Annotated in this window: 7 protein-coding genes and 1 pseudogene; 6 read left to right on the forward strand and 2 right to left on the reverse strand. The window is 69.7% G+C overall.

From position 1 onward, the window contains the following. Positions 1-1013: 1013 nt before the first annotated feature. A complete protein-coding gene (locus FHS42_RS05820; protein WP_184569421.1) occupies positions 1014-2114 on the reverse strand; it encodes a LacI family DNA-binding transcriptional regulator in 1101 nt (366 codons plus the stop codon). A gap of 358 nt (positions 2115-2472) precedes the next feature. Here FHS42_RS05820 and hisC point away from each other — a divergent pair, with 358 nt between their 5' ends. The 5 genes and pseudogenes from hisC to FHS42_RS05845 all read left to right on the forward strand — a co-directional run. Continuing rightward, positions 2473-3558 carry a histidinol-phosphate transaminase gene (gene hisC / locus FHS42_RS05825; protein WP_184569422.1) on the forward strand — a complete coding sequence of 362 codons (1086 nt, stop codon included), beginning with the start codon at positions 2473-2475 and terminating at the stop codon, positions 3556-3558. Between the two features lie 425 nt (positions 3559-3983). Further along, a complete protein-coding gene (locus tag FHS42_RS05830) occupies positions 3984-5621 on the forward strand; it encodes a cytochrome ubiquinol oxidase subunit I (RefSeq protein WP_184569423.1) in 1638 nt (545 codons plus the stop codon). A gap of 25 nt (positions 5622-5646) precedes the next feature. Further along, positions 5647-6651, forward strand: coding sequence for a cytochrome d ubiquinol oxidase subunit II (cydB, locus tag FHS42_RS05835; RefSeq protein ID WP_184569424.1), 1005 nt, complete (start codon positions 5647-5649; stop codon positions 6649-6651). An 81-nt stretch (positions 6652-6732) separates the two neighbouring features. Further along, entirely contained in the window at positions 6733-10824 is a 4092-nt protein-coding gene (gene cydD / locus FHS42_RS05840) for a thiol reductant ABC exporter subunit CydD (protein ID WP_184569794.1), read from the forward strand. Between the two features lie 118 nt (positions 10825-10942). Continuing rightward, positions 10943-12064: pseudogene (locus FHS42_RS05845) on the forward strand (GAF domain-containing sensor histidine kinase); the annotation flags it as partial. Positions 12065-12309: 245 nt separating this feature from the next. Here the strand turns inward: FHS42_RS05845 and FHS42_RS05850 are convergent. Beyond that, entirely contained in the window at positions 12310-13017 is a 708-nt protein-coding gene (locus tag FHS42_RS05850; RefSeq protein WP_184569425.1) for a TetR/AcrR family transcriptional regulator C-terminal domain-containing protein, read from the reverse strand. Between the two features lie 314 nt (positions 13018-13331). On the opposite strand from FHS42_RS05850, the gene FHS42_RS05855 reads away from it, so the two are divergent. Continuing rightward, positions 13332-14786, forward strand: a complete 1455-nt coding sequence (locus FHS42_RS05855; RefSeq protein ID WP_184569426.1) for an MFS transporter — start codon at positions 13332-13334, stop codon at positions 14784-14786. Positions 14787-14833: the final 47 nt, after the last annotated feature.

A 14833-nucleotide genomic window follows, 5' to 3' on the forward strand; every position in this document is an offset into this window, starting at 1 on the left:
GTGAGGGAGGACGGAGCAGTCTGCGGTGGGAGCGCGTGGGGCGGGGGCGCTTCGGTTGAGTGGTGCGCCGGTGCCGCCTGCGGTGCTGTGGGCTGCGGCGCGTTCGGCAACGGGGCCGGCGGCGGCGCGTACGACGGGGCCGCGCGCTGCGCCGGCGCCTGGTGCTCTCGCCGGGGCTGTGGCGCGGGCGCCGCGGGCGTGGGCCCGGGTGGTGTAACGGGCGGCGGCGTCAACGGTGGGCGCGGCGAACCAGCCGGGGACGACCCGGCGGCGATCGGCCGTACCCGCGCGGACGCGGGGCTGACGTGCGACATGCGGACGGTGGGCGCACTCGCCTGCGCGTTGGCAGCAGTGGCCTCGGGCGCGCCGGGGCGCTGCGCCGGGCGCGAGCCGGTGCCGTCGGGGCCCAGCGAACCGGTGCTGTCAGGGCCCAGGGGGGCCGCGTTGACGGCGCCCAGGGGGGCCGCGTGTGCGTGGCCCTCAGCGGCGTGCGCCTGAGCGGCGTGGGCCGCGGCAGGTTGGTGTGCGGCAGGTTGGGTTGCGATGGGCCCGCCCTGCGCCGGGGCGGGAGGCGCCGGTGGGGCGGGTGGGTGTTGTGCTTCGCCCTGCTCGGGCTGCGTGTCGTGTCCCGCATCCGGATGCGTAGACGTGGTCCGTGCCGTGGGTCCCTGACCGGCCCCCTGAGTCATTGACCCCTCCACCATCGCGCCGCCGTGCACCTTCTGGACCTTGCCTGGTCGTTGGCGGTCCGCGGTGTCGTCCGCCCATCATAGGAATGACCGTCGTGGGTTGTGACGCACCAGGGGTGGCCAAATGGGCCGCGTGCAAGGTTCGCCGGGCATTTCTCCCGAATTGGCCGCTTAGAAGGGGCACATTACGTCGTAACAAGCCGGTGCCGGCCGACCACATAGGTCAGACCGGCCAGCCCAGCGGAACCGGGTACGGCGGATGGGGTGGGGTGAGCGTGTTGGGGAGGACACACGTCCAGGGGCGGGGGAGGTGGGTTCCGGACGTCAGGCGCCGGTGGGACCGCGCGGGGCGCTCACGGTGGTACGCGGAGGTCGCCGCTGTGACGACGTCCGCACGATGAGCTCGGTAGGTATCACCTGTTCGACTGGGCCGCCGCCGTCCACGCCCTCGATGGCGTCGATCAAGAGTTGTACGACGGCGGTGCCGATCCGGCGGGGTTTGAGGGAGAGGGTGGTGACGGGCGGGTCGGTGGTGGTGTAGACGGTGGACTCGCTACAGCACACGAGCAGCAGGTCATCTGGGACCCGCAGCCCATAGCGCCGGGCGGCGGCGAGCAGGTCGGTGCCGTTGGGATCGAAGAGGCCGTAGACCGCATCCGGCCGGTCGGGCCTGGCCAGGAGTCGATCGGCGGCGACGGCTCCGGCGCACGGGTCGTGTGCCTGGTACTCCTCGTAGACCGGGTCTTGGCCCACGTGCTCGCACCAGGCGAGGTATGCGGAGGTGGAGAGCCGGGTGTAGGTATCGGTGGTGGTCCCGGTGAGCAGCCCAATGCGGCGTGCGCCCGCCTCGGCGAGGTGGTCGAGCAGCCCGTGCACCGCAGCTTGGTGGTCGTTGTCCACCCAGGCGGTGACCGGCAGCGATCCGGCGGGGCGGCCGTCAGAGACGACCGGAATGCCGTGTCGTACGAGTTCGGCCACCACCGGGTCTTGATCGGAGGGGTCGATGACCACGGTGCCGTCCAGTGCGACGTTGGACCACACATCGTGGCGCGAGGTGGCGGGCAGGATGACGAGGGCGTAGCCGCGGGCCAGCGCGGCGGAGGTGGCCGCGCGGGCCATCTCGGCGAAGTATGCGAACTCGGTGAAGGTGAAAGGTTCATCCCCGTATGTCGTCACGGTCAGGCCAATGAGACCTGACTTGCCGGTACGGAGCGTGCGGGCCGCGGCGGAGGGGCGGTAGCCCAGCCGGTCGGCGACCTCGCGGACGTGGCGGCGGGTGGCATCCGGTAGCCGTCCCTTGCCGTTGAGCGCGTCGGAGACGGTCGTGATCGAGACCCCGGCTGCGGCGGCCACGTCCCGGATGCCCGCCCGCCCCAACCGGCGGCCGGACGACCGGCTCACCTGGTGCTTCCCTGCTGCTGTCATGGCGAGCCGATAGTAGGGCTCGAAGGGTGCGTTCGGAGGAATCGGTAATCCACTGGTAACAGGCACGATTCTGCATGACCATCTCCCCTTAACTGCCTGGGAAAGCAAGGCAGTTGGGTGATTTTATAGGGGTCTGCTCAGTGATGACGGGGTCATGCCTGCCGATTGCCCTATGTTTCGGAGAGGTCTCAACTCACTCTCACGGGTGACGCGCGCCACGGCGCTCGCCACCGGCGCGCGCGCAAACGAAGAATGCTTCCCCTGGTCTTTACCGAACCTGGGGGAATCCTCATAAGGTAAACAGTATTGCGTGTCTGTTGGTGACTGCTGTGCCCAGGATGGTCAAGGAGGACCTGCGGTGTCTGAAAAGAGCCCCAAGCTGCGTGCTGCGCTCGATGGTGTTCCGACCTACAAGCCAGGTAAGCCCGCCACCGCACGGCCGGGGGGTGCCGTCACGTACAAGCTGTCCTCGAATGAGAACCCGTACCCGCCGCTGCCCGGCGTCTTGGAGCAGGCGGTACGGGCCGCGGGTTCGCTGAACCGCTACCCCGATCTGGCCTGCACCGGGCTGGTGGCCGAGTTGTCCACCCGATTTGACGTGCCGATCGAGCACCTGGCCACCGGCACCGGGTCGGTGGGTGTGGCGCAGCAGCTCGTGCAGGCGACGTCCGGGCCCGGCGATGAGGTCATCTTCGCGTGGCGCTCCTTCGAGGCGTACCCGATCATGACGCAGATCGCCGGTGCGACGGCGGTGCCCGTGCCGCTCACCGCCGATGAGAACCACGATCTGGATGCGATGCTCGCTGCGGTTACCGATAAGACCCGACTGATATTTGTCTGCAACCCCAATAACCCCACCGGCACCGTGATTCACCGCGCGGAGCTGGAGCACTTCCTTGACCAGGTGCCCTCTCACATCCTGATCGTGCTGGACGAGGCGTACCGCGAGTTCATCCGTGACGAGGACGTTCCGGACGGTCTTGAGCTCTACCGCGACCGCCCGAATGTGTGCGTACTGCGCACCTTCTCCAAGGCGTACGGGCTGGCCGGACTGCGGATCGGCTTCGCGGTCGGGCATGACCGGGTCGCGGCAGCGCTGCGTAAGACGGCGGTGCCGTTCGGTGTGACGCAGGTGGCGCAGGAGGCGGCCATCGCCTCGCTGCGCAGCGAGGACGCGCTGGGCGAGCGCGTGGACGCGCTGGTCGTGGAGCGGGCGCGGGTGTACGAGGCGCTGATCGCGCAGGGTTGGACCACGCCCGAGTCACACGGCAACTTCGTCTGGCTGCGGCTCGGTGACCGCACGCTGGACTTCGCGGCGGCGTGTGAGCGCGGCGGCGTGATCGTACGGCCGTTCCCGGACGACGGCGTACGGATCACGATCGGTGAAACCGAGGCGAACGACCTCTTCTTGAAGGCGGCGGAGAGCTTCCGCAAGGAGCTGTAGCGCAGACCGCCAGGCCCCGGAAGCGTGCCGGCTTCCGAGGGCCTGGCGGGTGTCTTTTGCCTCTCGGCCTGATGTGCTGGGGGATGTGGTGGAGCGGGCGCGGCCGTTGGCCGCGCCTTTTTGTTGCGTGGATGGCCAGGCGGGCCGGGGGCTCATCCGGTGTGGCGCCGTGCGTTGGCGCCCGGTGCTGCCGGCGTCAGGTGAGCGGCGCCGGCGTGCGATGAGACGTACGCGATCGACGCCTCACCTGGGCGGGATGTTCCCGGGGCACCCCCGGTGCGGAGGGGCGAATGGGTGTGCGTCATAATTGCTTGTGAATGTGAACGCGTTCACAAGCGCGTCCGATGCGTCCCCTTTTGAACGTGATCAATGGGGCGGAACGGCACGGTGGCGCGCGGCTCAGTAAGACGGCAAGGAGACTCGACGTGGACCTGGCTCTGGCTCCGGAGACCCTGGCGCGATGGCAGTTCGGCATCACGACCGTCTACCACTACCTCTTTGTTCCGCTGACGATCAGCCTCGCGGCGTTCACGGCCGGTCTGGAGACCGCGTGGGTCCGTACGGGGAAGGAAAAATACTTCCACGCGACGAAGTTCTGGGGAAAACTCTTCCTGATTAACATCGCGATGGGGGTCGTGACCGGCATCGTGCAGGAGTTCCAGTTCGGCATGAACTGGTCCGACTACTCGCGCTTCGTCGGTGATGTATTCGGCGCCCCGCTCGCCATGGAAGCGTTGATCGCCTTCTTCTTCGAATCCACCTTTATCGGACTGTGGATCTTCGGTTGGGACAGACTGCCCAAGAAGATCCACTGCGCCTGTATCTGGATCGTCGCGATCGGCACCACGCTCTCCGCGTACTTCATCCTGGCCGCCAACTCCTGGATGCAGCACCCCGTTGGCTACACCATCAACAAGACGACGGGGAAGGCCGAACTGACCGACATCTGGGCGGTCCTCACCCAGAACACCACTTTGGTCGTGGTCTTCCACACGCTGACCGCAGCCTTCCTCACCGGTGCGGCCTTCGTCGTCGGCATCGCCTCATACCACCTGTGGCGCGCCAAGCGCGCGCAGGACCGGGGCGAAGAACTGCCCACCAAGCAGCGGAAGCAGATCGGCGCGATGCGCTCGTCGCTGCGCGCCGCGCTGGTGATCGCGGTGATCGCGGGAATGGGTACGGCACTGAGCGGTGACCGGCTCGGCAAGGTGATGTTCGAGCAGCAGCCCATGAAGATGGCCGCGGCCGAGGCGCTGTGGGAGACCCAGGCGCCGGCACCCTTCTCGATCTTTGCCATCGGTGACGTCGGTGACGGCCACAACAGTGTCGAGTTCAGCGTCCCTGGCATCCTCTCCTTCCTCGCGCACGACAACTTCTCGGCATCCGTGCCGGGCATCAACGACCTCGCCGAGCAGGAGGCACAGCGCTACGGCGGCGAGCCCGAGGACTACATCCCCAGCATCTTCATGACCTTCTGGGGCTTCCGCCTCATGATCGGGTTCGGGATGACCTCCTTCGCCGTCGGGCTGATCGGGCTATGGACGACCCGCAGGAAGCTGTGGCTCGCGCCGGAGAAGCGCACCGGCGAGGAGGAGGTGCCGCGGTTGATGCTCACCAAGAACCGCGAAATGAGCGCCTTCTTCACCACCTGGTCCTGGCGGATCGGCGTCCTGACCATGGGCTTCCCCCTACTCGCCAACTCCTTCGGCTGGATCTTCACCGAGATGGGCCGCCAGCCATGGGTGGTGTACGGGCTGATGCGTACGGATAACGCAGTGTCACCTGGCGTCAGCCAAACCGAGGTGCTGATCTCGATGGGCGTGTTCACCCTGCTGTACGGGGTGCTCGCGGTGATCGAGGTGCGGCTGCTCGCCAAGTACGCCAAGGCCGGGCCCGATATCGACGAGAAGCCGCCGGCGAAGGACCCGAAGCTCCGCCTTCCGAAGCCGGGCGGCCCGGGCGGTCCGGGTGGTCCCGGCGGGCCCGGCGGCGCTGGTGGCGGCGCTGACGCGGACGCCGCGGCGGCCGAGGACGCCGACAAGCCGATGACCTTCGCGTACTGACGACGGCTGGAACGGAGACCCGACCATGCACCTCCACGACTTCTGGTTCGTGCTGATAGCCGTCCTGTGGACCGGTTACTTCTTCCTCGAAGGATTCGACTTCGGCATCGGCGTCCTCACCAAGCTGCTCGCCCGCAACCGGACCGAGCGCCGGGTGCTGATCAACACCATCGGGCCGGTCTGGGACGGCAACGAGGTATGGCTGCTGACCGCGGCCGGTGCCACCTTCGCGGCCTTCCCTGACTGGTACGCGACCCTGTTCAGCGGCTTCTATCTGCCGCTGCTCGCCATCTTGGTCTGCCTGATCGTGCGCGGGGTGGCCTTCGAATACCGGCACAAGCGCAGCGAGGAGCGCTGGCAGCGCAACTGGGAGCGGGCCATCTTCTGGTGCTCGCTGGTGCCCGCGTTCCTGTGGGGCGTGGTCTTCGCCAACATGGTGGGTGGCGTGCCGATCGGCGCCGACAAGAACTACGCCGGCGATGTCTTCGACCTGATCAACCCGTACGCACTGCTCGGCGGGCTGATGTCGTTGGTGCTGTTCACCTTTCACGGCGCGGTCTTCGCCGCCCTAAAGACGGTCGGCGACATTCGGACCAGGGCTCGCCGGCTCGCCGGCTGGCTCGGGCTCGGCGCCGGGGCGCTGGCCGCGGGGTTCCTGCTGTGGACGCAACTCGATTCGGGCAGCACCAGCAGCCTGGTGGCGATGGCCGTCGCCGTGCTCGCGCTGGCCGGGGCGCTGGTCATGAATGGCCGGGGCCGCGAAGGCTGGGCCTTCGGACTGTCCGGGGTGACCATCGCGGCATCGGTCGCCATGCTCTTCCTGTCGCTGTTCCCACATGTCATGCCGTCCTCGCTCGACCCGGCGTGGAGTCTGACCGCCGAGAATGCCGCCTCCAGCCCGTACACCTTGAAGATCATGACCTGGATCGCGGGTGTGATGACACCGGTGGTGATGGCCTACCAGGCGTGGACCTACTGGGTGTTCCGGCAGCGGATCGGCACCCAGCACATCCCCGTAGACGTGCACTGATGGCGGCGCGACCCATGAGACATGACGATGAGCCGGGCGGGTGTTTCACGTGAAACCGAATGAGCCGGGCGGGTGTTTCACGTGAAACCGATCGATCCGCGTCTGCTGCGCTACGCCCGAGCCACCCGGTTCTTCCTGCTCGCATCGGTGGCCCTGGGGCTGGTCGGCGCCGGGCTGGTCATTGCTCAGGCGATGCTCATCGCTGAGATCGTGGTGGGCGCCTTCCAACGTGGTGAAGGGGCCGGCGAACTGGCCGCACCGCTGGGGTTGCTCGCGGCCGTCGCGGTGGGTCGTGCGGTGGTCTCCTTGCTGACCGAGCTTGCCGCGCACCGGGCCAGTGCCGAGGTCAAGTCCGAGCTACGGATGCGGCTGCTGACACAGGCCACCAGGCTGGGCCCGGGATGGCTGAGTACGCGACGTACCGGCGAACTCACCACGCTCGCCACCCGGGGCGTCGATGCCCTGGACGACTACTTCGCCCGCTACCTCCCCCAACTCGGGCTCGCCGTGGTGGTTCCCGTGGCGGTCCTTGCCCGCATCGTCACCGAGGATTGGGTGTCGGCGCTGATCATTGTGGTCACGCTGCCGTTGATTCCCGTCTTCATGGTGCTCATCGGCTGGGCGACCCAGCATCGAATGGACCGGCAGTGGCGACTGCTGTCGCGGCTTTCGGGGCACTTCCTGGATGTCGTTGCCGGGCTTCCGACGCTCAAGGTGTTCGGCCGCGCCAAGGCGCAGGCCGAGTCCATCCGCGCGATCACGGCCGACTACCGGCAGGCGACGCTGAAGACGCTGCGCATCGCGTTCCTCTCCTCGTTCGCGCTGGAACTGTTGGCGACGCTGTCGGTGGCCCTGGTCGCGGTGGGTATCGGCATGCGGCTCGTGCACGGGGACATGGACCTGTACGCGGGTCTTGTGGTGCTCATTCTCGCGCCCGAGGCGTATCTGCCGTTGCGGCAGGTCGGAGCGCAGTATCACGCGGCGGCGGAGGGCTTGGCGGCGGCCGATGAGGTCTTTGCCGTTCTTGAGGCCGGGGAGGCCGGACAGGCCAGCGGCGTCGGGCGGGCCAGCGGCGACCAGGAGGCTGGCGAAGTCGGGGAGGCTGGCTGCGTCGGGGAGGCTGGCAGGGCTGATGGTGGCGGCCGGGCCGTGCGGCCCGAGGCGCGGGGCGCCGCGCTGGTGGTGGACCGGTTGGTGGTCCGGCATCCCGGCCGTACCGAGCCCTCGCTCGACGAGACCTCGTTCACCGTCGAACCCGGTGAGACCGTGGCCGTCGTCGGGCCGAGCGGTGTCGGCAAGACCACGCTGCTCAATGTGTTCCTCGGTTTCGTGGGCCCGGGCAGTGGTATCGAAAGGGGCCGGGTGACCGTGGGGGGCACGGACCTCGCCACGCTCTCGGAGGCGGGCTGGCGTGCCTGGCGGGATCAGATCGCCTGGGTGCCGCAGCGGCCCCACCTCTTCGCGGGCACGGTCGCGGAGAACGTACGGCTTGCGCGTCCGGACGCCGACGACGAGGCCGTACGGACCGCGCTACGGGACGCCGGCGCACTGGATTTCGTCCTGGCGCTGCCGGCCGGGCCGCACACGGTGATCGGTGAAGACGGCGCGGGGCTCTCGGCGGGCCAGCGGCAACGCCTGGCGCTGGCGCGGGCCTTCCTTGCCGACCGGCCCGTGCTGCTGCTCGATGAGCCGACCGCGAATCTGGATGGTGAGACGGAAGCGGTCGTGGTCGATGCGGTACGGCGACTGGCTGTCGGTCGTACGGTACTGCTGGTCGTGCATCGCCCGGCCCTCCTGACGATCGCGGACCGCGTGGTGCGGGTGGGCTCGGGACCGGACCCGCGGCCGGCTCCCGAACGCGCCGCGCGGCCGGCTCTCGTGGCGGCGGCACCCACGGTCTCCGCGGTGGCCGGCACGGTTCCCGGGCCTGGAATGCGGGCTTTCGCTGAGGCGGGCGACGGCGACCCGGGGGAGCCGGATGCGGCCGATGGCATAACCGATGGCATGGACGGAGCCATGGACGGAGCCATGGACGGGGGCACTGCCAAGCGTGCGACGTCGGGCCTCGCGGACGCGGAAACCAAGCGGGGCGTGGCACGGGGCGCAAAACGAGACCGGGGCCGGGGGACGAGCTCGGGGCGGGGGACGAGTCCAGGGCGGGGAGCGCTGGCCACCGTGCGTGCGGTGGCGCGGGCCCGGCGGGGGCGGTTCGCCCTTGCCTTGTTGCTCGGCAGCCTCGCGCTGGGCAGCGCGGTGGGGCTGATGGCCGTCTCGGGTTGGCTGATCTCCCGGGCGTCGGAACAGCCACCGGTGCTCTATTTGATGGTCGCGGTGACGGCGACCAGGGCGTTCGGTATCGGCCGCGCCGTTTTTCGATACGCGGAGCGGCTGGTGTCGCACGATGCCGCGCTGCGCGTCCTGGCCGACCTGCGGGTGGCGGTGTACCAACGTTTGGAGCGGCTCGCGCCCGCTGGGCTGCGGGAGAGCCGGCGTGGCGATCTGCTGTCCCGACTGGTCGCGGACGTGGACGCGTTGCAGGACTACTTTTTGCGCTGGTTGCTGCCGGTCGGCTCCGCTGTGCTGGTGAGCACCGCATCGATCGGCTTCCTGGGGTGGTTGCTTCCGGAGGCGGGCGCGCTGCTCGCGGCGGGGCTGTTGCTGGCCGGGGCCGGAGTGCCGCTGCTGTCGAGCGTGCTGGCCCGACGTACCGAAAGGCAGCTCGCACCCGCACGCGGTGCGCTGTCCGTACAGGTCGTCGATCTGCTTTCGGGTATGGGCGAACTGACGGTCGCCGGTGCGCTGCCCGCCCGTACGGCCGCTGCCGGCCGCGCCGATGCGGTGCTGACCGCGATCGCCAGGCGCGCCAGCCTGGCGGGTGCGCTCGGTGCCGGTCTGACGGCGCTGAGCTGCGGCGTCACGGTGTCGGCTGCCGCGTGGGTCGGGACCCGAGCGGTGGCGGATGGACGGCTTGACGGGCTGTGGCTCGCGGTCGTCGTCCTGACCCCGCTCGCCGCGTTCGAGGCGGTCGCCGGCCTGCCGGCCGCCGTACGGTACCGGCAACGGGTGCGACGGGCGGCCGAACGGGTCAGCGAGGTGCTGGACGCTCCGCTACCGGTCAGCGAGCCGGTGCAGGACGAGACCGTGACCGAGAACGGGGCCGGGGCCGAGAACGAGGCCGGGGCCGGGGCCGGGAACGAGGCCGGGGCCGGGGCCGGGAACGAGGCCGGAGCCGAGAACGGGGTCGGGGCCGCGGGGGCTCGTGGGGACGCGCGTACGGAAATGCGTACGGACGCGCGTATGGCTGCGGGCGTGGATCCGCGCTCTGTGGGGCCGTATCCCCTGGTCGTACGGGACGTGACCGCTCGCTATGCCGGGCAGCGGCGGCCTGCCCTGAAGGGGTTCGGCCTGGAGTTGGTGGCTGGGCGGCGGGTGGCCGTTGTGGGGCCGTCCGGGTCGGGCAAGACGACGCTCGCGCAGGTGTTGCTCCGGTTCCTGGACGCGGAGTCGGGGACGTACACGCTGGCCGGGCGGGACGCGGCCGGGCTGCCCGGTGACGAGGTGCGGCAGGTGGTCGGGCTGTGTGCGCAAGACGCGCACATCTTCGACAGCTCGCTGCGCGAGAACCTGCGTCTGGCGCGGCCCAGCGCCAGCGAGGACGAGCTGCGCGCGGCCCTTGCGCGGGCCAGGCTGCTCGATTGGGCCGACCGGCTGCCGGCTGGGCTTGACTCGCTGGTCGGCGAGAACGGCGCGCGACTGTCCGGAGGCCAGCGCCAGCGGCTCGCACTCGCCCGTGCGCTGCTCGCCGACTTCCCCGTGTTGGTGCTCGATGAGCCAGCGGAGCACCTCGATCTGCCCACGGCGGACGCGTTGACCCGCGATCTGCTCACGGTCACCGAGGGCCGTACGACCGTGTTGATCACCCACCGGCTGGTGGGGCTCGACGCGGTGGACGAGGTGATCGTGCTGGACCGCGGCCGAGTGACGCAGCGCGGCTCGTACGCGGAACTGGCTGCTACCGCGGGTCCCTTCCGGCTCATGCTGGAACGCGAGCGTGCCACGGAGGACTACCTCGCCGCCGTGTGCGAGCCGGCCGCGATGGGCGGGCAGATGGGGCCAGAGAGGTGGCGCGGACACCGGGTCGCGGTTAGCGCTTTCTCGTACAAAAAGGACTGATTACCCTCGCCTTATGGCAGCCACGGCAGCATCCGAGCCCAACGAACCAGCCACGCCAACGGCGGTGCCAGCGACCACGTCGGTTGCCGAACCAACGACCGAACCCATGGACGAGTCGGCGGCCCGGCAGCGGGAGCGTTGGATCGATGGCTCGGTGGCCGTCACCACCTCCCTGTTGTCCGGCAATGACGCGGAGGACGCGCTGGTTGTCGTCGCCGAGAAGGCCAGGCGGTTGGCGGGTTCCACGGCGGGGATCGTGCTGCTGCCGACCGATGAAGGTGGCCTGGAGATCGTGGCAGTGGACGCCGAGGAACCGGAGGGACTGCTCGGGACGGTCGTTTCGCCCGACGCACCGATCGTGTCGCCTCTCATGCACGGCCACCCGGTGTTCGTCGAGGACTCGGCGACCGACTCGCGCATGACGAGCAGCATCTCGCACCGGTTCGGGCCGAGCATGATGCTGCCGCTGCGCAGCGGCAAGCGGGTGCTCGGCATCTTGACCACGCCCCGCGAGCGCGGCGCGCGCCCGTTCACGGACACCGAGCGGACCTTGGCGACGCAGTTCGCGGCGCAGGCCGCGCTCGCGCTCGTACTCGCCGAAGCGCAGCGGGATCGGGAACGGCTCGCGGTGTACGAGGACCGCGACCGGATCGCGCGCGACCTACATGACCTGGTCATTCAACGGCTGTTCGCGACCGGGATGATGCTGGAGGGCGCGCAACGTAAGGCTGTCGTCCCGGTGGTGCGGGAGAAGATCGGCAAGGCCGTGGACGAACTGGACGCCACCATTCAGGAGGTGCGCACCGCCATTTTCGCGCTCCAGCAGGGCCCGGCGGAGGCGCCGTCCGGGCTTCGTACGCGGGTGCTGCGGGAGGTCGGCACGGCGGCGGTGTCGCTGGGCTTCCAACCCTCGGCGACGTTCGTCGGCGCCGTGGACGCCCGGGTCGGCGAGTTGACCGGAAAGAACCTGATCGCGGCGCTGCGGGAGGCGCTGTCCAATGCCGTCCGGCACGCGCGCGCGTCGCGTATCGAGGTGGTGGTGGATGCGGCGGTACGCCTGCCGGACGGGCGCGAGGGGGTGCGGCTGACGGTCGCCGACGACGGCGTGGGCATCCCGGAGGGCGGTCGGTGCAGCGGTCTGCGCAACCTGGCGCGCCGCGCGGAGGCGCTGGGCGGCTCCAGTACGTACGGGCCCGGGCTCTCTCGTGCGGAGAGTGGTGATGGTGCTGGTGCTGGTGGTGATGGTGATGGTGCGAGCTCGGGGGCCCGTCTCGGTGACGGTGATGGTGATGGTGCGAGCTCGGGGGCCCGTCTCGGTGACGGTGACGGTGACGGTGCGAGCTTGGGTGCTGGTGGTGGCGCTGGTACGGCCGTGGTGTGGGAGGCGCCGCTCTAGTCACTTGGTGGTCGCTTGGTGAGCGCTGGTAGTTGAGCCAGTTGGGCCAGTTGGGGCCGGTGCGAGGGCGCCGGGCCCGGTGGTGTCGGCTATCGGGCGCGGTTGAGCTGGACCTCCAGGCCGTCGAGCAGGTAGGCGAGGCCGGTGGTGAAGCTGCCGTCCCAGTCGTCGTCGTAGAGGTAGCCGCGGGCCGCCAGAGTGGGATAGCGATCGCGCTGGGTCTGCAACTGGTCCTGGCCCACGCGGCGTTCCTCGTCGGTGATGTGCAGGGCCGATTCGGACGCGGCCGAGCCCATGACGTGGTTGTACAGCGCCCAGGTCGCCGCGGACAGGCTCTTTTCGGTGAAGCCGGCACGGACGAGGGTGGCTTGCAGGATCTCCATCCAGGCGAGGAAGTTGGGGCCGATGGTCGGCCGGCGTCTGGCCGGGACCGCGGCGGCCCAGGGATGGCGTAGCAGCGCGGCCCGCCATGCGGTCAACACCGCGCTGACGTCGTCGCGCCAGTGCGACGCGTGCCCCGTGGCCGGGGGCACCTCGCCGAAGATGGCGTCCACGGCGAGATCGATCACGTCGTCCTTCGTATCGACGTGCCAGTACAGCGACGGGGCCATGACGGTGAGCCGCTCGGCCAGGCGCCGCATGGTGAGCCGCTCGATCCCCTCCTCGTCGAGCAGGGCGACGGCCGCCTCGACGATGCGCGCACGCGTCAGCGGCGGCTCGCCCCGGGAGCTACGGCGAGGCCGCAGCCACACGCTCCGTACGTCGCCGCCTTTTTGCTGGCCGCGTGCTTCACCCACGATGCCCCTCGCTCTCGCCTGACGTTCTGATCGTCTCGGGCGGCTCTGCTCTTGCCGGATATTTCGGCAACAGCTGCCGCCTCGACCGGCCTTCGCCGCCCTGCACAGCCCGCTGCGTACAGCCCGTATGTGCAGCGCGTGCGCCCCGGCCCCTTGCCCCCTGTCATCGGCTGGCCTGCCCCGGCTGGCCGCTGGGTCGGGCGCTGAGTCGGGCGCTGCCGATCACCGGGACCGGTCGGGCCAGTGTAGTAGCGTGTTCGACGTAACTAACACTGTTCGAGAGACTCATACGTGGTTAGGTAGGTGGTGGAGTCATGACTGACACCCCGGGAGAGCCGGCCTCCGGGCGGCGACGGTGGTGGACGCTGCTGGCGGTGAGCACGGCTCAGCTCCTCGTCGTCCTGGACGGGACGATCGTGAACATTGCGCTCCCGTCAGCACAGAGCGCGCTCGACATGTCCGATGCGAACCGACAGTGGGCCATCACCGCGTACGCCCTGGCCTTCGGTGGTCTGCTGCTGATCGGCGGCCGGGTCAGCGGCGCGCTCGGCCATCGGCGTACGTTCATCATCGGGCTGGTCGGCTTCGCCGCCTCGTCCGCGCTGGGCGGGGCCGCCGTAAATGCCGAGATGCTGTTTGGGGCGCGGGCCCTCCAGGGGGTGTTCGCCGCCGGGCTCGCTCCGGCCGGGCTCTCGCTGCTGACGATGACGTTCACCGAGACGCGCGAACGGGGCCGCGCCTTTGGCGTGTTCGCCGCGGTCGGTGCCGCGGGGTCGGCCCTGGGCCTGGTCGCGGGTGGGCTGCTGACCGAGTACGCGAGCTGGCGCTGGTGCCTCTACATCAACGTCCCCGTCGCGCTGCTCGCCGTGCTCGGCACGACTTTCGTGCCACGGGACCGCCCGGTTCGTGATGGTGGACGGCTCGATGTCGCGGGCGCGCTGCTCAGCGCGACGGGCTTCGCCGCGGTCGTCTACGGCTTCAACGAGGCCGAACCGCACGGCTGGTCGTCACCGAAGGTGCTTGCGTTGCTGCTGGGTGGGGTGTTGCTGCTGGCCGCGTTCGTCGTGGTGGAGACGAGGGTGCCCCATCCGCTGTTGCCGATGCGCGTGCTCCTGCACCGCGCTCGGGGAGCCGCGTTCGCCTCGATCACGCTGCTGTTCGTCGCGATGTTCGGCTTCTACCTCTTCATGAGCTACTACACGCAGACGATCCTCGGCTACTCGCCGGTCGAAGCCGGCCTCACGCTGATCATCAACGCCCTGGCCGCCCTGCTCGGCTCCACCCTCATCGCCGGCAAGCTGCATGGCCGCGTCGCGCCCGCCGCAGTGATCCTGCCGGGTCTGATCGCGGCGGCTGCGGGGATGCTCATCCTGACCCGGCTGACGGCGGAGAGTACGGATGTCCTGCCGCTGTACTTGGTGCCCGCGCTGATCCTCACCGGCCTGGGCCTGGGCTGTGTCATGCCCCCGACCGCAAGCCTGGCCACCGCCGATATGCAGTGGCACGAGATCGGGGCCGCTTCGGCGGCCTACAACGCGGCCCAGCAACTCGGCGCGGCACTCGGCACCGCCCTGCTCAACACCGTGGCCGCCAGCGCCGCCGCGTCCTATCTGACGAGGTCGGGGCATCCCACGCCGACCGCGGCGACGGTGCACGGCTACACCACCGCCCTGACCGTCGCCTTCGGCATCCTCCTCGCCGCCGCCTGCATCGCCGCGCTGCTGACGCTGACCCGCGGGGCGACCCGGGGTGCACCAGGCGACAACTGAGAACCAGCTCCTTCGCCGCCAACAGGCCGCATGCCGAACGGTTACCT

Origin of the sequence: Streptomyces zagrosensis, assembly GCF_014203645.1 — a bacterium.
Classification (GTDB): domain Bacteria; phylum Actinomycetota; class Actinomycetes; order Streptomycetales; family Streptomycetaceae; genus Streptomyces; species Streptomyces zagrosensis.